The organism is Candidatus Phyllobacterium onerii (assembly GCF_028331445.1).
GTDB classification, from domain to species: domain Bacteria; phylum Pseudomonadota; class Alphaproteobacteria; order Rhizobiales; family Rhizobiaceae; genus Phyllobacterium; species Phyllobacterium onerii.
Genome location: NZ_JAQMHX010000002.1, coordinates 104,600 through 127,676 on the forward strand (window position 1 = coordinate 104,600; position 23,077 = coordinate 127,676).

The window sequence follows — 23,077 nt, forward strand, 5'->3', positions numbered from 1 at the left end:
TCGCCCAGACAATGCGTTCAGATGATCCGTTCGATGGTCAAGGGAAACGTCCCGCGCACAAGCAACGCCTCGAAATCGAAGCGTCCGAGCCGGATCAGCCCACCGGAATAGCTGTAGTCGGCGTAGAACATTGCGAGATTGCCCCACGGCGAGAAGCAGCAGAGGTCGCCTGGCGCCTCGTTGCCCAATGGACCACTCGCGTCCTCCGTCAGCTTACGGGGGAGATTTTCAACATAGCCACGATCGTTGCAGCGATACATCTCCGCCATGAATAAATTAGCCTGCCGGAGTGTGGTGCACGAGGATTCCATCTGTTCCTTAAACTGTATGGCCGCGTCTGCGATCTCGATAACAGTAAAACCTCGAGGTTCATCGCGAAGGAAAGTCGAGCAAGCATTACACAGTTCGTGTATCGTTAGGCCATCACCATGCGAGGGGAATGGAGATGACCGAAGCTGCAAAGCGATATCCCAGGTATATCCGCGTTTTGTGCCTGCAACTTCTCTTTGGGGTAGTGTTGGTGGGCATTGCGCCAATTGCCAGCCAGGGCCAGTCCTTCGAGCACGCCACAAAAGACAAGATCTTGGCAGCTTTGCCAAAGTTGGAAGAGGCGGCGCAACACGTCATCGCCAATGGCGGGGTTCCGGGTATTTCTATTGCCGTCGTCTATCAGGATGAGGTGGTCTACTTGAAGGGCTTCGGCGTCAGGGAAGAAGGCAAGAGTGATCTGGTTGACGCCGATACGGTGTTTCAACTTGCCTCGTTCTCCAAGCCGATGGCCTCGACCGTCGTAGCGGCGATTGTGAGCGAAGGGGTGGCAAGCTGGGATTCACCGATTGTCGACATCGATCCGTCCTTCCAGCTTTACGACGCCTATCCGACGGCACAAGTGACCGTGCGCGATCTCTTCTCTCACCGCAGCGGCCTCCCCGGAGGGGCCGGAAACGAACTCGAAGAGATCGGCTATGACCGCGACGCCATTCTTCAACGGCTCCGCCAGGTCAAGCCGGAGAGCAGCTTTCGATCCGGCTACTCCTACAGCAATTTCGGCCTTACAGCGGGCGCGGTCGCTGTGGCCAAGGCGGCAGGCATGAGCTGGGAGGATGCGGCAGAGGCGAAGCTCTATAAACCGCTTGGAATGTCATCAACCAGCTCGCGCTACGCCGATTTCCTGACGCGATTAAACCGCGCCACCCTCCACGTTCCGCTCGACGGCAAATGGCGCGCGCTGGCCAAACGCGATCCCGACGCGCAGTCACCCGCAGGCGGCGTCAGCTCCAATGCGAGTGATCTCGCTCAATGGATCCGGCTTGAGCTCGCCAATGGCAATTATGATGGCAAGCCCCTGATAGACGCAGAAGCGATCAGCCAGACCCATATGCCGCTGGTGGCGCGCGGCAAGAACCCGGTGACCGGCGGATGGTCGTTCTACGGACTTGGCTGGAATGTGGAGTATGGCCGTTACGGCGAAGTTTGGGGCCATGCCGGCGCCTTCAGCACCGGCGCTCGAACGGTGGTCAGTTTGCTTCCGACAGAGGAACTCGGCATCGTTGTCCTTACCAACGCCTTCCCAACCGGCGTGCCCGAGGGTCTTGCCGACACGTTCTTCGAGCTCGTGATGATCGGAAAGACGACAAAGGATTGGGTTATCGAGTGGAACAACATCTACGGGCAGCTCTTTGGACCGGCGATCGAGGCCGCGATCAAGCATTACGGGACACCGCCCGCCTCCCCGCTGCCAGCGCTGCCGCTGTCTGCCTATGCCGGTACCTACTTCAATCCTTATATTGGCAGAGCAGTCGTTGCCGAAAAAGACGGCACGCTCGAAATTCGCCTTGGGCCCGAAGGCAAGTCGGTTTTCCCGCTCAGCCATTTTGACAGAGACCTTTACACCTACCGGCCATCCGCGGAGATGCCGACCATGCCCGTTGCGGTCACGTTCGAAATTGGGTCAGATCAAAAGGCGGCCCAGGTCACGATCGACGACCTGAACGAGCTTGGACTTGGCGTGCTGACTCGCATCGAGACCGATCGCCCCGCATCGCCTTAGCTTCGCTCCCGCAGCCAAGAGCCATCTTGGAAGCGCCTGGAACGTAGCTTGAATGGAGGTTATACCTCGGCCACATTCACGCGCTCGGCAAGCCCGCCGAAACCAGAGACGTGGCGGCGGTATCCCCACGAACATTGTCCCCAGTGAAAATTACCCCATCTTTCACGAGACCATGGCTGAACTTCAATTGAGCATGCCGGACGCAATCATTGAGACAGATTTCTCCGTCATCGAGTCCATCAATTGCGATCCTGTTCGTATAGGACAGCTGGTTTCCAATCCTTGGAAATGCTTTTAGCCATGGCGATCTGAGCCAACCCGCGAGGCTCAACGCGTGGACCGATAATGATGGTTTGGGACTCTGTTTCAAATGCCGGGGCGGCGATCCCGGCTGAAGTACTGGACCGACTCTTTCAACCTTTTCCAGGGGCGAAGTTCGGGACAAAAGGCAAGGTCTGGGCCTTCCACATCGCTTCGGAGATAGGCAAGGCCCATGGCGGAACCCTGACTGTTCAATCAACAGATGCGGAAACCCGGTTTACGTTTCTCATGCCGACCTCGCCGATGTCAAATGATGGGTGAGTGATAGAACTCGCCCGAAGCTGCCAGCCGCGCAACATGTGGCGGAGGTGACTATCGTGTCCCTCGCGGGAACATCGAATTGCCCCTTGCGTTGACTTGCCAGGACGCGGAACCTATCTACGATTCATGCCCAAGGAAGAGAAGAATGACATCGAGCTCATCAGAACCTGGACATTGCCATCGGCGGCGACGCTCGGATCATCCGTGCGTGCGAAAGGCATCCTTTTGGAGATCCGGGCACGGCTCCCGACGCCATCGAAGAAATCACTCATCCTCGACGCCGGGACACTCGTACTAGCGATGTCAGCCAATGCAAAGCCGGAATTTCAGGCCGCTGTGGGCATGGTCTCTTCTGGAATGAAGGATATTGAGAACTTTCCGGTGATCCCTCGAGAAATTCAGGACATCCTGACCATCAAGCCGAGCGAGAGGCATCGGTGGCTCGCCGATGGCCGACTTCCCAGCGCAGGGACTCGGACAGTACGGCTAGCGGGCCGGGCCAGGAAGATCACCTTTCACGTTTTCGACCCTAGGGTTGTCGAAGACCTCCTCGACAGAGGCGTGGTCGATCAATGGCGTGAAGAGGACGCGATGGCGGCGTCCGAGAACCGACGTCGGGCTGCCTACAAAGCGAAGCTGACGCGGTTGTTGAAGAAGCGTTCGGATTCTGCGTCGTCACCACAAGCCGGCTTGGAGGGAGCAACGGCAAATCTGGCCGACTGGGAGGAGTTCAGTCGCGACGGCCTTTTGCGGTAATCCCCTATATTGTGAAGCGTCATAATCGATATGCCGAGCCTCGGCGGTAGCGCCATTCAATTGCAACTCGGCATCAGCAGGGCGAAAGCCGCTCACGCCGGAGATTCGGACGCGGCACTGTGGCCTCCAAAGACATTCGGGAGTCTGATGCGGGCGTACCGGCTGTCAGAAAGATGAATGGGAGCCCGGTTCGTGGCGGGGGTGGTATGGGGCCGAGCGTATCAGCCATGATGTGCGGGAAGGATCAAGGGCAGCTCCGAATGAGTTCGAAACCCAAACAACCGTGAAGCGGCCGCGGGGTTCGACGCGCATCATGGTTATTCAGCAATAACCTTAAGTTGAAATGGCTGTTGATCAGTAACGACTCGATTTTTAATGGTCCTTTGACGTTTGTCGCAAGCGAACGTCCCGACCCAGCGCCGCGGAGTCCACAAGCCATGCGGGCTGGGTCTTTTCATTTTCCCTTCGAAAGGGGACTATTCTGACTTTGCTTTAGGGAAACCCCTGATTGTCGCGTCTTCTGTTCAAGCGTAAATTATCCCGGCAGGCAAAGGCCCACCCCGTCCCGCGCCTCCCGCCGCCGCGGCTAAAGCCCGGCGGCGTCTTTTTACTTAGCAATATTTAATTGGCGCATGGTTCACTCGGCGGGATGGTAACGTTAACTCGTAAATCGGCAGCAGCCAGCATTGATAAAGACCTTGGCGCAAAGCTGAGGGTCGTTCGCTTGGCCGCTGGCCTTTCTCAATCAGAGCTTGGCGAACTTATGGGCTTTTCGCACTCGCAAGTGCAAAAGTACGAGATGGGGAAGAACCGCATGGCCGTCTCTACTCTGGTGCAGTTTTGCAAGGTGCTTAAGCAGGACCCTATGGCGTTCCTTGGTGATCACTTCCACCGGCGGTGGCGCTGATGCCAATATCGAAAAGCTACTCGGCAATTGCCGAAAGGGTCACCGATCATCCTTCTTTTCAGTGATCGCCGAGGCAAGGTCGGCTTTGGGTCAGACTCAGACATCACGGCAGCCGACTTAAACGACTGCTTTCGCAGGATTGTTCTTGAAAGCTGCCTGACCGGAAATCGGCCCTATCTCGGTCATTTGATGGCGTCGATTCAGTGGCCGCTATAGCCTTGATGCAGAGTAGAATGGGCACATCCGCTATCTAGCCACCTAACAATCCAAGATAATAGTTTACCGGACGGTCGCTTATTGGGGATCTGACGTCAAATGCTCACCTTGAGCGAAATCTAACCGCAGACCCGGTTTTCTAAAGTGCAGATACCAGACGAGCCATTGTGTGCCTCATCATCAACGCCTTCAGGTACACCATCAAGCTGAAATCTCGATATCGATAAAGCCCCGATCGCGCAACATATCTTCCAAATCCGTTCGCAGAGGCTGAGGGGAGGCAAACCAGGTTTGCTCGAACTCGTCGAACTTGTTAATCAGCGACGTATTGATATGGGCGCTTTTGAACGCCCTGGCATAGTCCCGCTTGGTCGCAACCCTGCTGCCGAGCTCCACGAGCAAATCCGCCTTCGGTATGGTTTTGTATTGACCCCGCCGGGTAGAAACGCCGGCGGACGCGATTGGGTTACCATTCTTCGGCAGGATGGCGTTCAAAATGTCGAGCGGCTCATTTGGCTTGGCGGGGTCGCGCAGCAGATTGTCATTCCATGGTGTGGCGTTTTCGCTGCCATGATGGCCGATTTTCAGAAAGTCCAGCGGTTTGGCCAACACGGGATGTCGCTTGTTCCACATGACATTCCACGAACCGTTGGCCTCGCCTTCATCATAACGCGCGTCCCATTCAGCATCGCCGACAAATAGCAGCCGCTTACCCTTCCATTCTATGAGCAGAACGACGCTGGTATTGTTCGTTACCTTGCCATCGAGATCGGCGAAGGCGAGTGCTGTCGACAGCATTCGAGACTGCAACCGCCGGAAATCGGCCGTGGCGATATTGGTCGGGAGAGACGTTGATTTTGCAGGCGCCGTGTTCGGCGGCGTGGATCTTGCAACGACGTCCATGAGGGACATAAAACCGTGCATTGACGGGTTTTCGGATTTGCCCAGATAATAAAGGTCAATGTCTTTTTCCGGTCCAAGGATCCGCAATACTGCATTTTTCATGGGCAGCTTGAGCTTGTCATCGGTGTCCATGCCAGCATGAACATAGACCGGCTTGATGTTGTTTTTGACGGGAATGATGTTTTGCAATGTCTCCATCGCCACATCGTTCGTTGCTGCATAGGCCGCGAAGAGACCTTCCAGTTCCGGACTGAAGTTGAGGCGCTGCGCCTGCTTGATCATGCCGCCAGCGAAGGCATGGAGCTGTTGGGCGTTCTTGGCCTCCGGGTGATCGGGATCCATCGCGGCGCTCATCCACAATGAACCGACCGAAAAGTCAGCCCAGAGATCCGGCGTGAAACCCAGGATATGGTCCTTGTGCTGATGCGTGACAATGAGCAGATCAAGCCACTTCTTGGCTCCATCGTCAGGCAGCATGATCTTCAGCTTTTCGAGCGCGGCTGCGAGGTAGTCCATGCCGCTTAGCGATCCGCAATCGATGAGAATGTGAAAATCGCGACCATCCTCATGCCCTTCCGGAATCCGGCAATAGATGCAGTCGCCAAGACCGACGTCAAACATGCGTATCAGGAGCTTACCTGCCATTGCCGGCCTCCAATGTCGTCGTCCTCGATATCGTCGTGAATGGCAAAATGCGGCGAAAGCTGAAAACGCACTTCGCCGTCGACGCGGTAGAACCCGAATGGCGGGATGGCTCGGGCCAGGAGACCAAGCTCGCCGCCGACGGTCTCGCCGATCATGCCTGATTTGATCCGTGCTGCCAGAGCATCGAGAAATGCCTCGCGACGCTTGCGCCCGGCGTTGCGCTCGGCGCGTTGCCCGGGGCTGTTACCAAGCTCCTCGCTGCCGGGTTTGCGTGCCCAATGGATCTGGTTGCCATTCTGGTCCAGGACGAGCGTTGCGCCACACAGCATACTCGTTCGCTCATCGGCAAAGCGACCGAAGCGCTCGCCCTCGAGTGCGACATCTTCCCGCCATATGTATTGCACGACGATCTGGTCGGGGAGTTGCCGCGATTCCGTCGTCAGCTTTTTGGCGCGAACGATCTCGGTGATGATGAGGTCGGCGTTGAGGGGAATGAACAGATCGGCACGATTGTCATCGAGAAAACGATAGGCACCGCCGCGCGATGCACCGATCGAGTCGATGTCATGGTAAATGGTCAGTTCAGGACGATTGAAGACAGCGTCCGGTTCCAGGAGGAACGCGCGATCCGCTTCATCGAGAATACCGCGCTCGACAAATACACTGAACATCATCTCGCGATAGCCATCGGGATCAGTTGGATTTGACACCTCTTCGGCGCGCAACAGCGCCAAAGCATAGTCACGGAACTCAACTTCGCATGGCGGCAGAAAATCCAGCGGCTGTATCGCCATCATCTGCATGCGCTGGATCGTGTACCAGAAGGCATTCGGCAGTGATGGCTTGCTCTTCGGATTATCCTTATTGCGTTGGTCCATGCGATCCTTGTACTTGCCGAAAAGCCTGACCATGATGTCGAAACAGGCTCCCGTCAGCACCTGCGAAATGCGGTGAGGCTGGAGATCGTTCCTTATGTCACTCATTGTCAATTGGTTAGCGGCGGTGCGCAGATATGGCTGACCGATGACCGCATTGCCGAACTCCTGTGCCAAGGATGACAACAGCGTTCCACCAGCAAGGTCAGCGCTCTCCTTGATCATCGCTTTACGGAAATCATTGTTGCGGAAGGCCATGAGGATAGCGGTCAAATCGCCAACGAACTCGTGGAAGCCTGCCGTTTGCGGCAAAACGGATTCATAGTAACAGGGTCTCAACCCGTCCAAAACCGCGTGACCGAATTCGTGATTGACGATGTCGCTGGACTGGCAGGTGAAGATGCGCCCATCCTGCCCGTCGAACCAGTAAAATTGCAGCGATTTACTCTGACGATCATAATAGGCGTTTTCGCCGTAGCCGGCATGCGGCACCACAATCAGCCGGTTGCCTTCGAAAGCCCAGGTAATCCGGCGGCCAAGAGCAAAGCCGCTCTCGAAAAAGTCGAGCGTATGCTGGACGGTTGCCCACACGCTGAGTTGGCGAAACTGCGGTAGCTTTCTGGTGTTCTCGTCGAGGAGACGCCCGTTCGGTGCGACGAAGGCATTGGCCTTGCTGTCCCAGACAGCCGGCGGCATCAGGGTGTTGGAGGTGGCATCGTAATCGACCACCGCAAAACGTGCACTGGTCGGTCCGTCCCGCAACCCCGGCTCCCAGGGCACAAAGAAGTTCTGATCAATGGCCGCAGCAGGATTGTTCTTCGCCACAAGCGGATCTTTGAAATAGACAGCGATTTGCAGGCGAAGGTCAGTGTCCTTCTGCACCTCCAGCGGCAAGAAACGCCGTGCACCATAGAGCCTCCGGCGCGTTTCCGGCGAAAGCCGGTGCCTGTTTTCCGGGGCTTTTCTCGCCATCAGATCTCCTATGCCTGCTCCGCCGAACAATCACCCTTAGCAAAGGCGTCGTTCAAGGTTTTGGCAAGGCGCAAACCCGCCCGACTAAGTAGTGTGTCAAGAACTGGAAGATTTTCACGTCGATAGTCGTCGTCGAGCAAACCATTGGCTGGGACCAAGCGCCCTTCTTCGCCGATGGCGTGCAGAGGTTGGTGCAGGTCACCCACGAAATGCACGAGAAATTCAAGCGCGCGCTGGCGTGGTTCGAGTGGAAGAGAGGGACAGGCAACAATACTGAGCTGTCTGTTTATAGCGGCGATGATGCAATCACTATCCGACGCATCAAGAACGCAGTCGCGCGCGGGATCATAACCGGGAGCTATTCGAGGGATATCGACCAAGTGCCATCTGGTGGTGGTCTTGTCGCGAGCCCGTTCGTCGTCGGCCCAACTGGCAATTGGGGCCAACGACGAGCCGCTGCCAGGCAAGTCTGCGACACGCTGCAATGTCAGAGGGGTTAGCCGACTTTGGGCGATTTCGGCGATGATGGAATGACCCCAGGCGAAGGCCACATTCGTGGCGGCGAACAGAAGCGCGACAGTCAATGCAATGCGGCGCATTCCCGAAGCCCTCCTCTCTTAAATCATGCTCTGGAATACTCCATCAAATGGTTGTCATGATCAAGCAGCTTGCAACTGCGGGTAGTTATGATTGTCGTCCGGGAGAGGAAGAACGCAGTCGGCATTACCCACGAACGATGCCGTGTACCCACGCGACAGGGAAGCCCAAGCCATACGACTGGAAGGTCAACCTTCTAGCTGGCCATGGAGCGGTACAGCCAGTCACCGTAGCGCATCGAACCAATATGCGTGTCGTTGAGTGGAAGCAGTGTGTCGTCATTTAATTCAACGCCGTAGTAGCGCGCGCTGTTGTCGGTAATGACCTGGCGTGTATCTTCGTTTGCTGCGAGGTGGATACGAGCAATTTCATCGAGCCCAAACTGCTCGGGCCCGCTGATCTCCACGGTACCATTCCTTGCCGCCCCCCTCGCCAATTCTGTCAGCATTTCGGCGACGTTGTGGGCAGCTATTGGCCTTACCGATGCCGACGGGAGCCGAAAGGCATCTTCCTCTGCCCCCATGTCGACCACGCCGCTGATAAACTCGAAGAATTGCGTGGAATGGAGGATGGTGAAGGGTCTCCGCGCTGCCCGGATAAGATTTTCCTGCACCATCTTCGCACGGAAATAATCGCTCTCGACAAGGCGAGGTGTCCCCACCACGGAAAGCGCGACGTAGTGCCTGACCCCGGTCTCTGCTGAGGCGGCCAACAAGTTCCGGGTAGACGTCTTGAAGAAATCCAGGGCCGAGTCATCACCGAACGACTCGGCGTTGGTGACGTCGATGACAACATCAGCTCCCGTCATAGCTTCCCTGAGACCTTTCCCCGTCACGCTGTTGATTCCGAGGGAAGTGGATGCCGCTGCCACTTCGGCGCCTACCTGTTCAAGTTTTTCCACGAGGTGCGTCCCGACGCGTCCTGTCGCTCCCATAACCGTAACTCTCATCAACTTGATCCTCTCGCAGCTGTTGCTTGGCGCGCCCGATACGAAGCGACGACCGGCAGACCATTGGATCCGCCATCGTAGCGAATGTCACTTCACCGGCATGACAACCGGAGCGTCCTTGGTCTTGAGCAAAACGACGATGAATTTCGCGGGTTCAGTCGTGCTCGCGTTGCGGCTGACCAGGTGAATGTCGGAAGGGCTTTCGTAGAAGGTGTCTCCCGGTGACAAGGTGACCTCCTTTTCTCCCTTGACCTGCATCACGATCGAGCCCTCGAGGACATAGACGAATGCATTTGCGTCGTGCTTGTGAATGGGTGAAGAGCCTCCGCCCTCATACACCACCGATATCATCAGGCCCTCCTTTCCGGGATAATTCGGCAGGTCCTTTTGCATGAGGGGCGTGACTTTTGCACCATCTTCAGCAGCAACGGCCGGCAAGGTGCCGAGCAGGCAAGCTGAAGCCGACACAAACAGCGTTAACAAAGCTGACTTCATTGTCGTAATCCCTTTGGTTGTTGATTCATGTGCCTTCGACCTGGGCCAAAGACAGATTGTTCGATGGTTGGCTCAATTCGGCTGTTGAGAGTGACGGAGCCAATCCTCGAAGCCCACTTTGCCGAGGCGCGCACCGTTGCCGGGCACGATCGACTGATCGTTGAGTTCGGACCCGAAATAACGCGCATGGACATCTGCCTCGACCGTCCGCGGATCGTTGGCCGCTTTCAGATACCGGGCAATGATTTCATTCATGGGAGCGCGCTCGGGACCCGCAATCTCGATCGTCCCGTTGAGCGGCTTGCCGACGGCTACGTCTGCCATCGCGTCGGCAACGTCGTCCGATGCGATGGGCTGGAAGGCCGCAGGAGACAGGCGAGCAACGGTGCCGACGGTTGCTTCATCGGCGATGCCCTTCAGAAATTCCATAAACTGGGTGGAATGAACGATTGTGTATGGAATGGGCGATTCCTTGATGAGCCTCTCCTGGGCAAGTTTAGCCCTGAAGTAGCCATTTTCCGGCAGCCGCTCCGTTCCCACGATAGAAAGGGCAATGTGGTGCTTTACACCAGCCTTGGCTTCTGCGGCGAGCAAATTGCGGCCCGATGTTTCGAAAAATTCGAGCACAGCCTTGTCTTCCCACGAAGGCGCATTTGCAAGGTCAACAACCACCTCGGCGCCGACCAGCGCATCCGCCAGGCCTTCGCCGGTGATGGTGTTGACGCCGGTGTTCGGCGATACGGCGAGAACCTCGTGGCCTTTATTGCGCAGACGTACGGCGGTCTTGGATCCGATGAGCCCGGTTCCACCGATAATAACAATTTTCATAACTTATCTCCTCGTTGTGGCCTTTGGGGCTGATAACTCTATCGCTTCCAAGCATGGCTGGGGAGACAAAAACATTCCATCGTGCAAGGGGGTGGGCCGCTCTAATCGCCAGGGTTAGTCGACCCATCCTCAAGTTTAGGAACCTGCGACACGAGGGCTAGCGATCGGGACGCGAGCAGTCCATTTCGAGATGGGTCTGTGCGGTGTGGATTGCAGCAAAAGGCCATAGCTGCCATCGGATTTCATTGCGAGCGTCGTCCGCACCGGCTGTGTTGTGATATCCAGATTTCAATGCTGTTTTCGCCGGCCAGCTGCCTGGTATCATCGGATCCCCTTGTAGATTCGTCCGCTGAACGAAAGTCCGCAGCACAAAAAACCTCTGGCATTTTATAACACGGACGTGTAGGAGAGGTGTTATGACCAACCCGACAAAGCCCAGGGATCTCATTAATACAGCGGCCCACAGTGCCCGGCCGCCGAGCCTGTATGGCGCGACGGTCGAATATGGCATCCACTGCATGATGTATTTGATCCAGCCGCGTGCAAAGCCCGTGAGCAGCCGTGATCTTGCCGAACTGCAAGGCGTTCCAGTGACATTGATGGCGAGAATTATGCCGCGGCTTGAAAAAGCCGGGATCGTTGTTTCGACCAGTGGCATCAATGGCGGATATAGGCTTGCCAAGGAGCCACGGGAGGTAACGGTGCTCGATATTGTCGATGCCATCGATGGCCGCAAAAATCTCTTCGACTGCAAGGATGTGCGCGAGAATTGCCTTCTGTTTGGCGGCGCGCCGCCAGCCTGGATAACCAAAGGCGTGTGCGGGATTCACGCTGTGATGCTGCGTGCCCAAAAAAGCATGCGCAAGGAGATGGCGCGCACGACGCTTGAAGACCTTTCGGGGGCCTTTGGTGGCCTGGCTCCAGCACAGTTTGGCGAAGACGTCGGTGCATGGCTCGACAATCGCGCGACGAACCGGGAAGTTACGCGCATTTCGGCAGTCAAGGACAGTTCAAGGAAAAGAGTACGGCGCGGTCAGCAGGACTAGGCGTCGCAACCGTAAAGCTGCGCAATGCATTGGAGAATGGAAAATGAACATTTCTTTGGGAAATGCAATCGCCACCATTGAAGCTCGTCCCGAGACGGAACCCCTGGTGCTGGTCGTGGATGATGATGAATCGGTGCGGCTCTCGATCTGTGAATTGCTGGAATCGGTGGACATTGAAACGGCGGGGTTTGGCTCCACCCAGGCCCTGTTGGACGCGGACATTCTGGACAGACCAGGCTGCATGATTCTCGACGTGCGAATGCCAGGTGCTAGCGGTCTTGATTTCCAGACCCGCCTGGCCGCCAATGGTATCTCTGCCTCCATCATCTTTCTGACCGGTCATGGCGACATTCCAATGACAGTTCAGGCGATGAAGGCAGGTGCGATCGAATTTCTGACCAAGCCTGTGCGCGATCAGACCCTGCTCGATGCGGTAAACAAGGCCATTGAAATTGACAAGGAGAGGCGCGCCGAGCAACTCACAACCAAGGCGAATATGGCGCTTTATGCGACGCTCACCCTTCGTGAGCGTCAAGTCATGGAAGCCGTGGTGCGGGGTGCACTGAGCAAACAGATCGCATTCGATCTCAACATTTCAGAAATCACGGTCAAGCTTCATCGCAGCAGTGTGATGCGCAAGATGAAGACGCCCTTCATCACCCATCTTGTTCGCGCCTGGCAGTCGATACCAGCGGATATGCGTGATGACTACCGGGCCTAGACTTTCGTATGGATTTGATGAGGCAGTGATCAAGCAGATACTAAACCGCCGTGACGAAAGTCCGCTGTGTGAAAGTTTGCGAATTGACCCTTACCCCAATCATTGCAGTCGTCGACGACGATTTGAGTATTTGCAACGCCTTGGCCGAATTGCTCGAGGTGTTCGATTTCAAGTGCCAGATCTTCGACCGTCCGGAAAAGTTTCTGGCTGCACATACAAGAGGGCGCTTCGACTGCCTCATCACCGATCTCAACATGAAAGGCATGAGCGGACTGGAGCTTCAGGAGAAGCTGTCTGCCACCGATCCCGACTTGCCCATCATCTTCATGTCGGCCCAATTAGCCCCCGAAGCAAAGGCCCGGGCACTGCGTCTCGGCGCCGTCGCCTTTTTGAATAAGCCGATCAGTGACGATGTTCTACACGGGCACATCATGTCCGCTCTCAATCGACGATCAATGGATAAGCCGGATGATTTGCCCCGAGAGCCGTAACAGTACCGTTGCATCGAATTAAACATTGACCATCGCCCGGAGAGGTCGCCAATGGATTCCGTTGATCACCCCATCGAAAAAGGCAAACCGCCTACGCAGGCTGCTATCGGACAGGTTGCCTACTGGCAATTCAATGTGACGCGCGCACGAGCTTTGCTTGAAAGCATGGATGCAGCCTGCCCCGGCGGGGATCAGGAATGGCAACCTGATCGATTGGATATGTTGCTCTCTGCCGTCCGGATTTTGGACGTCAACGATGAAGCAATCCGTCTGTTCGGCCTGCCCGCAGACCGGGACAAAGTATTGGACCGTCCAATTACAAGCCTCTGGCCCGAACAAAGCCGTGCTGCCCTCGGCGATCTGCTCACAACCATCGCCGCCTCTGCTCATAAAGGAACGGTAACACGAGAAATCCCCACCGTGGGGCGGTTGCAGCATGTCGTGCTGACAGGCTGGAAGGCTTTTGATCCAAGATGCGCGGACACCGTATTCGTCTCTGTCAGGGCAACCTTGAATGCACCGAATGCTGTCATCGAACTCGAAGCGAGCCAAAAACGCTATCGGAACATGATTTCCTCCCTGCCCATTCCTGTCTGGCAGATCGACGCCCGGCCGGCAGGGCGCATATTTGACCGCCTTCGCGCCAATGGCATCACTGACATGGCCTCATATTCGGACGAACATCCAGAGATCGTCAAACTTGCATGCGATATCGTACACGTTTTCGACGTCAACAAAGAGGCCATGGTCCTTTTCGGCGGGAAGCACCGCTCAGAATTCATCGGGTCGGTAAAATACCTGTTTTCAACCACACCCGGCGCGACGAAACGCGTGATGCTGGCGCATTTTTCAGGTGTCAGGAATCATGTGGAGGAATTGAAGGTAAGGACCTTCGATGGCCGGCTGCTCGATGTACTGTTGTTGATGACCTTCCCGGTACCAGGCGAGCGCCTCGATACGACAATCCTCATGATGATCGACAACACCGCTCGCCTTGAAGCAGAGGCCAAATTACGAAAAATCGAAGCCGACTTTTCCCATGCAGCGCGTCTTTCCACATTGGGCGAAATGACGACATCGATAGCGCATGAAATCAAGCAGCCGCTTTCGGCCATCCTGATGAACGCTCAGACGAGCCTGCGATATCTCAGGCGGGCCGAGCCAAATCTTGGCAAGGTAGACATCCTCACATCCCGTGTCGTTGAAAGCGCACAGCGCGCGGGCGACATTATCGGCCGGATTCAGGATATGGCCGGCAAGCGTGAGGCCACCTCTACCTTGCTTGATTTCAATGATGTCATTCGTCAGTGCGTGGTGTTCCTCCGCCACGAAAGCGAGGATAAGGATGTCGTCATTACGACGAAGCTGCACCAGGATCTTCCCGCTGTCCGGGGTGATCGCATCCAGCTGCAACAGGTGATCGTCAACTTGATCGTTAACAGCATCCAAGCCATGAAGACGGCGCCTCAAATGCAACGCGACATTTTTCTCGAAACGCGACTGGACGAGAACGCTCGTGTCGAATTCTCGATCAGGGATACAGGGACTGGTATCCCGGTTGATCATTTAGATCAGATATTCGATGGATTCTTTACAACAAAGGAAGGCGGGCTGGGCATAGGGCTGGCCATCTGCCAGTCAATTATCAAAGCTCACGGCGGGGAGATAGCTGCTTCAAACCATCCAGAAGGTGGAGCGATGTTCGGTTTCTCAATTCCGGCAACAGCCAAGGGTCACCTTCAAAGTGCCCAGTCGCTCGGTACGTCCTTGAGCGACAGGACGACATAGTCCCTCATATTATTTAATCTCTCGTCGCAGCCGCATCATCGCAGCTTCAAACCGATGTGGCACGCCAGCAGCGATGCCGATAAAGCCACCATTGAGGTCATCATCAAGGATACTTCACTTTCTTGTCCGATGGCATGGGGCCGACACATCTGCCTGGAAACAATCTCGGAGTTGAGCGATAATAAAGGTGGCTAAACTGCCCGCCATGGCGTGCTGAACCATGCCCGAGAGCGAGGCATGTTCTCCAGCTATACCACGCCACAGGGTGGGGTCGAACAGCAGGGAGGTGATCATGAAGAAACTGGAGAACGCGGTAGCAAGTCACTACGGCAGAGCGGGACTGCTGGAGGCCATTTTGGCTGGACTGAAGACCCTTGGGGCTGATCTGGACAATCTCCAGCCCATTGATCTGGCACCCGTTGACGAGTTTCACACAGCCGGCCGGTTGACCACGGTCAAGGCGCTGAAGATGATGCCGCTCAAGGCGGGAATGCACGTACTGGACGCCGGATGCGGCCTTGGTGGAACAGCACGGGTACTGGCGAAAGAATATGGGTGCCGTGTCACCGGTATCGATCTCACACCGCAATATGTCGAGGTTGCCCGGGCCCTAACCGACCGGATGCAGCTCACTGGACGGTGCGCTTTTGAAGTTGGCAGTGTCACCTCGATGCCGTTTCCGGATGCTGTGTTCGACGCGGCCGTGAGTTTTCACGCGGCCATGAATATCCGCGAGCGCGACAGATTCTACGCCGAATTGGCCCGCGTGATGCGGTCCGGCGCACCGCTATGCGTGTTCGACGTCATGAAGGGTCCGGCGCCAGGTATGATCTACCCCGAGCCGTGGGCGGAAACCGAGGAAACTAGTTTCTTGAAGTCCCCCGCGGAGACAAGTGACCTCCTCGTCGATGCCGGATTTCTTATCGACAAAGAGGACAGCCGGCGGACGTTTGCGATCCAATACTTTCGAGAAGTCTTGGCGAAGGCTGCCAGTGCAAACGCCCCTCCACCCCTGGGGCTTCACCTTTTGACCGGAACCAACGCACCTGAAAAGTTCTCAAACTACGCAAAAGCGCTTGATAACCATCAGATCGATCCTGTGATCCTTATTGCACGGCGCAAATGACCCGCTTCGACATTGGCCGGAGGCACATGAGGAAGCGCTATTGATATCCTTAGGCGTTGGCCTCAACCAAAGCGACCCCTAGTATACTCGAGCGTTTCTTGAGCGTATCGATCAGTTCCTCGATGCGGGCTGTCCGTATAGGATCCAGTGCGGATGTGGGTTCGTCGAGCAGAAGAACCTCAGGGCGCAGCGCAATGCCACGTGCAATACCAAGGCGTTGTTGCTGCCCACCAAAGCGACTCAGGCCGCTCGCCAGCAACTTGTCCCTGACCTCGTCCCATAGTGTTAACGAAAGTCCGGAGGACCCTTCAGTTGTTGTGACCTCAGCGAAAGTTGGTTGTCCAGGTCGACAAATGCCCCCAGAAAACTATCGCAGCGACTGCAAACGATGGCACTGGAATCGCACAAGTTGCGCCGCACCGCAATCATGATCGCTTTGCAGTTTTGACATTCAAATTCAGGATAATCGAAATTTGCCATAGGAGAATTTTATTACAGTTCTATCCGATGCGCGATTCAGGAATTTCGGCTAGGATGCGCCAGGCATGCCGCTTCGGTGGCAGTCATCGTGCGGCAAAGTCTGATAGTACCCAGCCATTCCCAGCATTTGTCAGCGCAGGCGTTCGAACATCACAGCGCAATTGTCGATGCGCTCTATGCCGCGCATGTCAGTGAGCAGTGAGGCCATACTTTCTCGATTGTTACGAACAGTCAGCCGATGAAACTTGTTATCAAGGTCGGCACCTGAAAACGGAGTTTCCGGACAACCGAGAAAGCTCTCCGCCTCGCGGAGATACACGCGGCCATCAGTCAGGCGCACTTCCATGCCGACACCCCAACCCTTTGGCCGTCCCCCTGTCAAAACGATGCTGCGAGCGAGCCCGATGATTGCGCTATCTGTCAAGATATCATCAGAGAAAACGTCAGGATCGTCCACGTTGCGGAATGCTGAAACGGCAAGTGAGAACGGCACGGAATATTGTGCCAGCATCAAATCATCAGGCTGTCTTTCAGCATGATGGGAGAGGATTTTGTCGGAAACCGACAGCGACAGGTCTTTGATCATGTTGCCGTCGAAGTTGTGCTCGATCATGAGTTCCTTCAGCAACTGGATTGGCGTTTGTGCGGTAACGTGACAGGCATACCTCTTGAAGCACAGCTTTTCGATTTCGTAGGTTTCGCGGAGGCCCTTTGTTAAAAGGCTAGGATCCGAACGCTTACAGAATACATCCAAGACACCAAAAGGTCCTTCCAGCACCCCTGACGGAGCTTCAAAACCGCCCTTGGCAAGCATTGCGGCCATGATGCCTGCCTCCGCCGCCCGTCCAAGGTGGAGGCGCTTGACCATCCCCCCTTCGCTGCTCTTGGCAAACTTTAGAATTCCCCCGGTCATGGAGGCGGCGAGACCAAACGCATTGTTGAGCTGTCTGGTATCGAGCCTCAGCAGTCGACCTGCCGCGGCTGCGGCCCCGAAGGGACCAGTAATACCAGGCGCGTGAAAGCCTATTGCTTCGGGTGTGTGTAGCGTCGCACTCCCTATTCTGAACATCACTTCACAACCCGCGACGATGGCAGCGACAAGATCTTTGCCACTCGATCCTTCCGATAGCGCCACCATCAACGCGGGAAGGGCAACTGTTGCACCAGGATGCACGCCGGCACCTGGCTTGCGCAGGCAATCAAGCTCAAAAGCGTGCGAGAATGCGCCGAGGCACAGCGCAGCCTGAGCGGCAGGCATGCCACTCGTCAAAGCGCCAGGAAGGATACAAGAACCCTCCCTATTCGATGCGTTCGCATATTCCATGATCATACGCGACCAGGGTTTTGTGCTTCCATGGACAGCACAGGCCACTGCATCGATGAGGCAAGATTTTGCCAGCGCCACAATATGTTCGGGAAGATCAGCATACCGTACGCCAGACGCATAGTCAGCGAGTGATGTCGTAGCGTCGAGTTGGTGGTGCTTCAAGAGATTGTCCCGAGCTTGTATTTTCGGTCTATCTCCTCGTCGGGCAAGAACCGCTTTTCAATATCCAGATAGCGAGAATAGCCCATCAGGTCAGTGATCGTTTCCATGTCGACCACCAGATCGGGACGCTCGACCATATCTTTTTGTTCGATGGCTTCGCGCATTACGTGCAATGCCTGCTGCATACCGTGGATCGCTGCGGCGGGGAGTAATCGGGACAGGCTGACCCAGCGTACGCCAAGCGACCTCAAGGATTGAATAGACATGAGCGGTGTCGTGGCGCGCGTTCGAATACCAAAGCCCATATTGATGCGAACCGGAATTTTCACCGCCGCAACAATACGCTCGATATCTTCGTGTCCGCGTACGGCATCAGGGAAGATCGCGTCCGCTCCAGCTGCCTCATAGGCTTTGGCACGTTTGACCGCGCCCTCGATACCTTCGATGGCAATCGCATCGGTCCGCGCGATGATCATGAAATCCGATCCGGACGAAGCCGACTTTGCGGATCTGATCTTTCCGACCATCTCTTCCGTATCAATAACCTGCTTACCCGCCACGTGACCGCATCGTTTCGGTGATACCTGATCCTCGATGCTGACGGCGGACACTCCTGCCCGCACGAATGCTTCTACCACATAGTGCACGGTGGCAGCATTGCCGTATCCCGTTTCGGCATCCGCGGAGATCGGCACGGACGTTGCGTCGACGATGGCACGGCAGGCTTCGCTATTATCGCGCATCGAGAAAATCCCGACGTCCGGGAGCCCGAGCCGAGAGTTCACCAGGCCTGCGCCAGTAGTCGACAAAAGGGAGAAACCCGCGCGCTCGGCCAAACGCGCGCTATATCCATCATAAACGCCTGGAGACACGATGATGTCGTTCTCTTCCAACAGTGCGCGAACGGTCCTTCGCATACTCTAGTCCTCAATTGCGGATGGACTGCAGGAACATTTCGGAGGAGAGCCGTTCGCCGACTCCCGCCTTTTGCGCCCGCTCGAACAATAGCCCGGCGATGGCAGCGAATTGGACACCATGAATATTTCCTCTTTCGGAGAATGTGATCTGATCGTCATTCTGCCTCCCAAGAGCAGGGTCTTGGATCAGTGCTGCAAAGCTGACATGGCGGTCAGCCGGAATATTGGCATATCGCCCGGTGCCGCCATGCGCAGCTTTACCCCCGGACTGCGAGAAGGTAATGCATTCTCCCTCGAAGCTGACGTCAGGCAGTTCTGCTGGCGCAGGCGCCGTGCCAAAGCGAAGTGCCTTGCCGATCTTCGCATTTGCTGCCTGATCAAGCGCACCTCCGATGCAGGTGACATGCATTCCTGGCTTCAGATATTCGCCATGGATAACCGGACCGATTGCGCTTGCACAGGACGACACAACGTCCGCCCCTTCATAAACCATTTCGGGAGATTCGACGGCGACCGCATCGATATCGTGCGAGCGTTTTATTTCGTCGGCAAAGTTTTCACGATTCTGCCGGTTGGGGCTGTATATCCGGATCTTGTCCACCCGGCGCACTTTGGAAACCGCCGCCACATGGGCCCGGGCCATACCGCCAGAGCCCAATATCCCGACAACATGGGCATTTTCCCGCGCCATGTAGCGTATCCCCAACGCAGAATCGGCTCCAACACGCATCTTCTGCAGCAGCCCGTCATGTAGGATAGCAAGAAGCTCGCCGTTGCCGCGATTGAAGAGCAGGACCAGCCCCATATAAGTGCCGGGTTCAACACAGTATTTGTCCTTCCGCGCTTTCCCGTCGAGCAAGCTGCGCGTAACCACGTCCGACTTGATGCGCAGGGCGGCATATTTGTCCGACATGCCGACCGCCAGCCCCAACTGATAGTTCATTTGGGGTGTCATCTCCGCCGACTGAATATCGATGCGCGGTGCGCAGATGCCATCCTCTCCTAGAGCATAGGCCCTGTAGGCTTTGTCCAGCGATTCGATAAACTCCGCCGGCGCTATCAGAGGCTCGAGATCAACATTATTCAAAAGCAGGGTCATAGAGTTGTTCCTAACCAAAAGGTTCCGGCATCGTGATGTATTCGCGAAGGTACCCTGGAGCAAATGGTACCTGGAAAACATAGTTGGCCATCAGGATGAAGGCGAGAAGACCCAAGGCCAGCAGCAGGCTGAACAGGATCGATGCTCCCGCAATTTTCCGGAGGAAGAAAAACACATAGATCGGCGCCGCGATTACGAAACCCACTATGTAGGCCAGGGCAGGGAGGGCAGCCAGGAGACCGGCAATGTAGAGCGTGGATTTGCTGGTCGAGTCCTCTGCTGCCATCTCTGCGTCGGCGTCAAGGAAGAGCCCTGGAACCTTGCTGCCCCTCAGCATTCTGATGGTCGTGATCAGCAAAAGGATCGCAGTGATGGCCGCCACGGTGAGTGGGAAGATGCTTGCCAAAAACTTGTACTGCGTTGCGTCCACGCCCACCGCTATAGCAAACAGAAGCAGCGCAATCGTGAACGCCACCTGGGGCCAGATGTTGATGCGGGAGATATGGGTCGGCTCCATATTGCCGCCGGACGTACGCACCTTGCTGCGCATTGCATAACCGATGGATAGCATTGCCAGCACAAGGACACCGATGGCGATTGGCCGCTCGAATATCTCCATCCCGTAGATCTGAACCGTCCGATAGAGCGATGATTCCAGCCTTTGCGACAAAACCAACCCGATAAGCAACGCGGCGCGGGACCAACCGAAGCGCTTCATGTAAATGCCAACTACACCGACAACGAGCAGAGCCAGAATATCACCCCAATCGATCTTCGCCTGATACGCCGACATGAAGATCATCACGATAATAAACGGAGCGATGAGGACGAAACGGATAGCGGTCAGGGATGCGATGGGGCGAGCCAGGATCATGCTGATGGCCGTGCCGAGCACGTTTGAAATCGCCAGTGACCAGATGATCAGATAAATGAGATCGACGTGATTGGTGACCATATCGCGGCCGGGTGTGATGCCTATGACGACCAAGCCGCCCATAAATACAGCCATCGAGCCGGAACTCGGTATACCGAAGAAGAGCGTTGGGATGAGATCGGCGCTGTCCTTGGCATTGTTGGCTGATTCAGGTCCGATAACACCGCGCACGTCACCTTTGCCAAACTCACTGCGGTCCTTGCTGGACTGCACGGTATGTGCGTATGAAATCCAGCCGACCACACCGCCGCCGAGCCCGGGCAGAACCCCGATCAATGACCCCAGCAGCGAGCACCGGATCACCAGCCAGAAATTTTTGATCACATCACGAATACCGGTAATCCAGCCCTCGCCCACCAAGGCTTTTTGTGCGATGGAGCCGCCTTGCTGGCGCATCACGTCGACGACCTCGGGAAGTGCGAAGGCTCCGAGAGCCACGATTACCAGCGGTATGCCGTCGGAGAGATAGATGGTGTCGAGCGTGAAGCGATATTCCGCCGTGGCCTGTGAGGAACCGATCGTGCCCAAAAGCAGACCGAGACTACAAGACGCGAGGCCTTTTACGGCGTTTTGCCCTGTCAACATTCCGACAAGTGTCAAAGCCAGTACAATGAACATCAGCTGCTCGCCGAAGCCAACAGCCAGCAGAATGGGCCTTGCGGCGACAAATGCGAAAGTAAGAATGAATGCGCCAACAATGCCGCCGATGAATGAGGCTGCAAACGCTGCGCTCAGCGCACGGGCAGCCTCCCCCCGCTTGGTCATGGGAAAGCCGTCGAGAACGGTCGCTGCGGTACCCGCCCCGCCCGGCACGCCAATTAGCACGGAACTGAAGGTGTCTGCAGTCGCCGTTACGGCAAATAATCCAACCATGACAGCCAATGCGGGCTCAGGCTGCATCCCGAATATGAACGGAAGAACCATCGCGAGGCCTGCGATACCGCCAATACCGGGCAAGATCCCGACAATCATGCCCAGACCTGCCCCGACGAGGAGGTAGAGAAGATGCGGACCTGTGAGGAGGTGTACCAGGGCGGGCCCAGCATTTTGCAGAACGGAGAAATCCATTGCGGCCGATTCCAATATCAGGAGAGGAAGCGTTGGACTGGTGGCGAAAGCAACCAGTCCACTCAAAACTATTCGGAAAGGGTAATTCCGTGGCGATCAAGCAACCACTTCCTCAGCCATGCTTGCTGTTCTTCGGTCATCCCGAGACCACCCTTAAAGACTTCTTCCGAAGCTGCACCTACGCTCTGCGGATAAACACTGAGAACGAGTTTCGCCTGTGCACTTTGAAGGACATCCGTTTTCTGGGCTTCTTCTGCAGCCTTGCTATATATATCCACAATTTCTTTGGGTGTATCGGCCGGAAGCACCAGCATTTTTGAGCCCATCACCCGAACATTGAACAACGCCTTCCAGACGTCGTATTCGATGCCGGACAATGGTTTGCCGTGGATCTTCTCGTAAAGTTCAAGGAACGTTGGAACTTCCGGCAGCATCGGATCGCGAACGATCTTTCCATCTTTTTCGAATCCGAATGTGAAGATGGGTTTTGCTACGCCCTCGTCGACAAGCGGCTTTACTTCCTCGTTCCAGGATGCAGCGTTGTCATACTTCAAATTGAACTCTCCGCGCTCGAAACCGGCGCGGGACTCCGCATTGCTCAAGCCATAAACGCCCTTCTCCTTGATCCCGAGAAGATCGAAACTGAGAAGCGCGGGAAGATCCGAAGACGTCGGGCCGGATCCACCGTACACGGTGGGGCTGGAGATAAGTTTCTTCACGTTCTCGACGGGATCATCGCCGAGGCCAAGATCAGTACGAGCATAGACCAACAGTCCGAAGGGCGAAGTGAGGAACGGCTTGTACTCAGGAAGCGGATAGGCGACTGCCTTGTCCTTGAGGATATATTGAAAGAATGTACCGGTCGCGATTGCTGCGATTGTAAGCCCATCGGGCTTGGCTTCTTTCTGAAACTGATTGATACCGCGCACCGAACCGCCACCATCGATGTTCTTAATGATGATCGTCGGATTCCCCGGCAAAGTTTTTTCCAGAGCCATAGCGTAGAGCCGGCCATGGATCGTGGAACCGCTCCCTTCCTGATAGGGGATAATCATTGTGATGCGCTTGCCTGAAAAGTCCTGCGCTTGTGCAAAGCTTGCAGACAAGCTTAATAAGGCTCCACATAAACTATATTTCCAACCA

Annotated in this window: 20 protein-coding genes and 2 pseudogenes; 9 read left to right on the forward strand and 13 right to left on the reverse strand. The window is 55.9% G+C overall.

The features are described 5' to 3' along the window. Nucleotides 1-17 precede the first annotated feature (17 nt). Nucleotides 18-263, reverse strand: a pseudogene (locus PHA01_RS06085) (cyclophilin-like fold protein); the annotation flags it as partial. Nucleotides 264-445: 182 nt separating this feature from the next. On the opposite strand from PHA01_RS06085, the gene PHA01_RS06090 reads away from it, so the two are divergent. The 4 genes from PHA01_RS06090 (at nt 446) to PHA01_RS29340 (ending at nt 4,295) form a co-directional block, all read left to right on the forward strand. Further along, a complete protein-coding gene (locus tag PHA01_RS06090) occupies nt 446-2,050 on the forward strand; it encodes a serine hydrolase (protein ID WP_271894038.1) in 1,605 nt (534 codons plus the stop codon). 345 nt (nt 2,051-2,395) lie between these two features. Further along, nucleotides 2,396-2,632, forward strand: coding sequence for an ATP-binding protein (locus PHA01_RS06095; RefSeq protein ID WP_271894039.1), 237 nt, complete (start codon nt 2,396-2,398; stop codon nt 2,630-2,632). A 126-nt stretch (nt 2,633-2,758) separates the two neighbouring features. Continuing rightward, nucleotides 2,759-3,388, forward strand: a complete 630-nt coding sequence (locus tag PHA01_RS06100; protein WP_271894040.1) for a hypothetical protein — start codon at nt 2,759-2,761, stop codon at nt 3,386-3,388. A 649-nt stretch (nt 3,389-4,037) separates the two neighbouring features. After that, complete coding sequence (locus tag PHA01_RS29340; RefSeq protein WP_417020927.1) at nt 4,038-4,295, forward strand: helix-turn-helix domain-containing protein; 258 nt, start codon at nt 4,038-4,040, stop codon at nt 4,293-4,295. Between the two features lie 417 nt (nt 4,296-4,712). Here the strand turns inward: PHA01_RS29340 and PHA01_RS06105 are convergent, their stop codons facing one another. From PHA01_RS06105 to PHA01_RS06130, 6 genes are all read right to left on the reverse strand, one after another. After that, a complete protein-coding gene (locus PHA01_RS06105; RefSeq protein WP_271894042.1) occupies nt 4,713-6,059 on the reverse strand; it encodes a ComEC/Rec2 family competence protein in 1,347 nt (448 codons plus the stop codon). Next, entirely contained in the window at nt 6,041-7,906 is a 1,866-nt protein-coding gene (locus PHA01_RS06110; protein WP_271894043.1) for a gluzincin family metallopeptidase, read from the reverse strand. Before PHA01_RS06110 ends, PHA01_RS06105 begins: the two co-directional genes overlap by 19 nt. Nucleotides 7,907-7,914: 8 nt before the next feature. After that, the gene (locus tag PHA01_RS06115; RefSeq protein ID WP_271894044.1) at nt 7,915-8,505 is read right to left on the reverse strand and encodes a S1/P1 nuclease; all 591 of its coding nucleotides are present in this window, start codon (nt 8,503-8,505) and stop codon (nt 7,915-7,917) included. Between the two features lie 194 nt (nt 8,506-8,699). After that, the gene (locus PHA01_RS06120; RefSeq protein WP_271894045.1) at nt 8,700-9,452 is read right to left on the reverse strand and encodes an SDR family oxidoreductase; all 753 of its coding nucleotides are present in this window, start codon (nt 9,450-9,452) and stop codon (nt 8,700-8,702) included. An 87-nt stretch (nt 9,453-9,539) separates the two neighbouring features. Continuing rightward, nucleotides 9,540-9,947: a cupin domain-containing protein gene (locus tag PHA01_RS06125; protein ID WP_224510162.1), complete on the reverse strand. Its 408-nt coding sequence runs from the start codon at nt 9,945-9,947 to the stop codon at nt 9,540-9,542. A gap of 72 nt (nt 9,948-10,019) precedes the next feature. Next, nucleotides 10,020-10,775, reverse strand: coding sequence for an SDR family oxidoreductase (locus tag PHA01_RS06130; protein WP_224510165.1), 756 nt, complete (start codon nt 10,773-10,775; stop codon nt 10,020-10,022). 416 nt (nt 10,776-11,191) lie between these two features. On the opposite strand from PHA01_RS06130, the gene PHA01_RS06135 reads away from it, so the two are divergent. The 5 genes from PHA01_RS06135 (at nt 11,192) to PHA01_RS06155 (ending at nt 15,947) form a co-directional block, all read left to right on the forward strand. Then, entirely contained in the window at nt 11,192-11,821 is a 630-nt protein-coding gene (locus tag PHA01_RS06135; RefSeq protein ID WP_271894047.1) for an RrF2 family transcriptional regulator, read from the forward strand. Between the two features lie 43 nt (nt 11,822-11,864). After that, the gene (locus PHA01_RS06140; protein WP_271894048.1) at nt 11,865-12,542 is read left to right on the forward strand and encodes a response regulator transcription factor; all 678 of its coding nucleotides are present in this window, start codon (nt 11,865-11,867) and stop codon (nt 12,540-12,542) included. Nucleotides 12,543-12,610: 68 nt separating this feature from the next. Then, a complete protein-coding gene (locus tag PHA01_RS06145) occupies nt 12,611-13,033 on the forward strand; it encodes a response regulator transcription factor (RefSeq protein ID WP_271894424.1) in 423 nt (140 codons plus the stop codon). A 51-nt stretch (nt 13,034-13,084) separates the two neighbouring features. Beyond that, a complete protein-coding gene (locus tag PHA01_RS06150) occupies nt 13,085-14,821 on the forward strand; it encodes a PAS domain-containing sensor histidine kinase (RefSeq protein WP_271894049.1) in 1,737 nt (578 codons plus the stop codon). Between the two features lie 292 nt (nt 14,822-15,113). Then, nucleotides 15,114-15,947 carry a class I SAM-dependent methyltransferase gene (locus PHA01_RS06155; RefSeq protein WP_271894050.1) on the forward strand — a complete coding sequence of 278 codons (834 nt, stop codon included), beginning with the start codon at nt 15,114-15,116 and terminating at the stop codon, nt 15,945-15,947. 79 nt (nt 15,948-16,026) lie between these two features. Here the strand turns inward: PHA01_RS06155 and PHA01_RS06160 are convergent. The 6 genes and pseudogenes from PHA01_RS06160 to PHA01_RS06185 form a co-directional block, all read right to left on the reverse strand. Then, nucleotides 16,027-16,239 (reverse strand): annotated as a pseudogene (locus PHA01_RS06160) (ATP-binding cassette domain-containing protein); the annotation flags it as partial. Nucleotides 16,240-16,557: 318 nt separating this feature from the next. Then, nucleotides 16,558-17,916, reverse strand: a complete 1,359-nt coding sequence (locus PHA01_RS06165) for an MmgE/PrpD family protein (protein WP_271894051.1) — start codon at nt 17,914-17,916, stop codon at nt 16,558-16,560. Beyond that, nucleotides 17,913-18,833 carry an isocitrate lyase/PEP mutase family protein gene (locus PHA01_RS06170; protein WP_271894052.1) on the reverse strand — a complete coding sequence of 307 codons (921 nt, stop codon included), beginning with the start codon at nt 18,831-18,833 and terminating at the stop codon, nt 17,913-17,915. Before PHA01_RS06170 ends, PHA01_RS06165 begins: the two co-directional genes overlap by 4 nt. 10 nt (nt 18,834-18,843) lie before the next feature. Then, nucleotides 18,844-19,932: a hypothetical protein gene (locus PHA01_RS06175; RefSeq protein ID WP_271894054.1), complete on the reverse strand. Its 1,089-nt coding sequence runs from the start codon at nt 19,930-19,932 to the stop codon at nt 18,844-18,846. 10 nt (nt 19,933-19,942) lie between these two features. Beyond that, nucleotides 19,943-21,934 carry a tripartite tricarboxylate transporter permease gene (locus PHA01_RS06180; protein WP_271894055.1) on the reverse strand — a complete coding sequence of 664 codons (1,992 nt, stop codon included), beginning with the start codon at nt 21,932-21,934 and terminating at the stop codon, nt 19,943-19,945. A 68-nt stretch (nt 21,935-22,002) separates the two neighbouring features. After that, on the reverse strand, nt 22,003-23,040 hold the full coding sequence (locus tag PHA01_RS06185) for a Bug family tripartite tricarboxylate transporter substrate binding protein (protein ID WP_271894056.1): 1,038 nt from the start codon (nt 23,038-23,040) through the stop codon (nt 22,003-22,005). Nucleotides 23,041-23,077 lie beyond the last annotated feature (37 nt).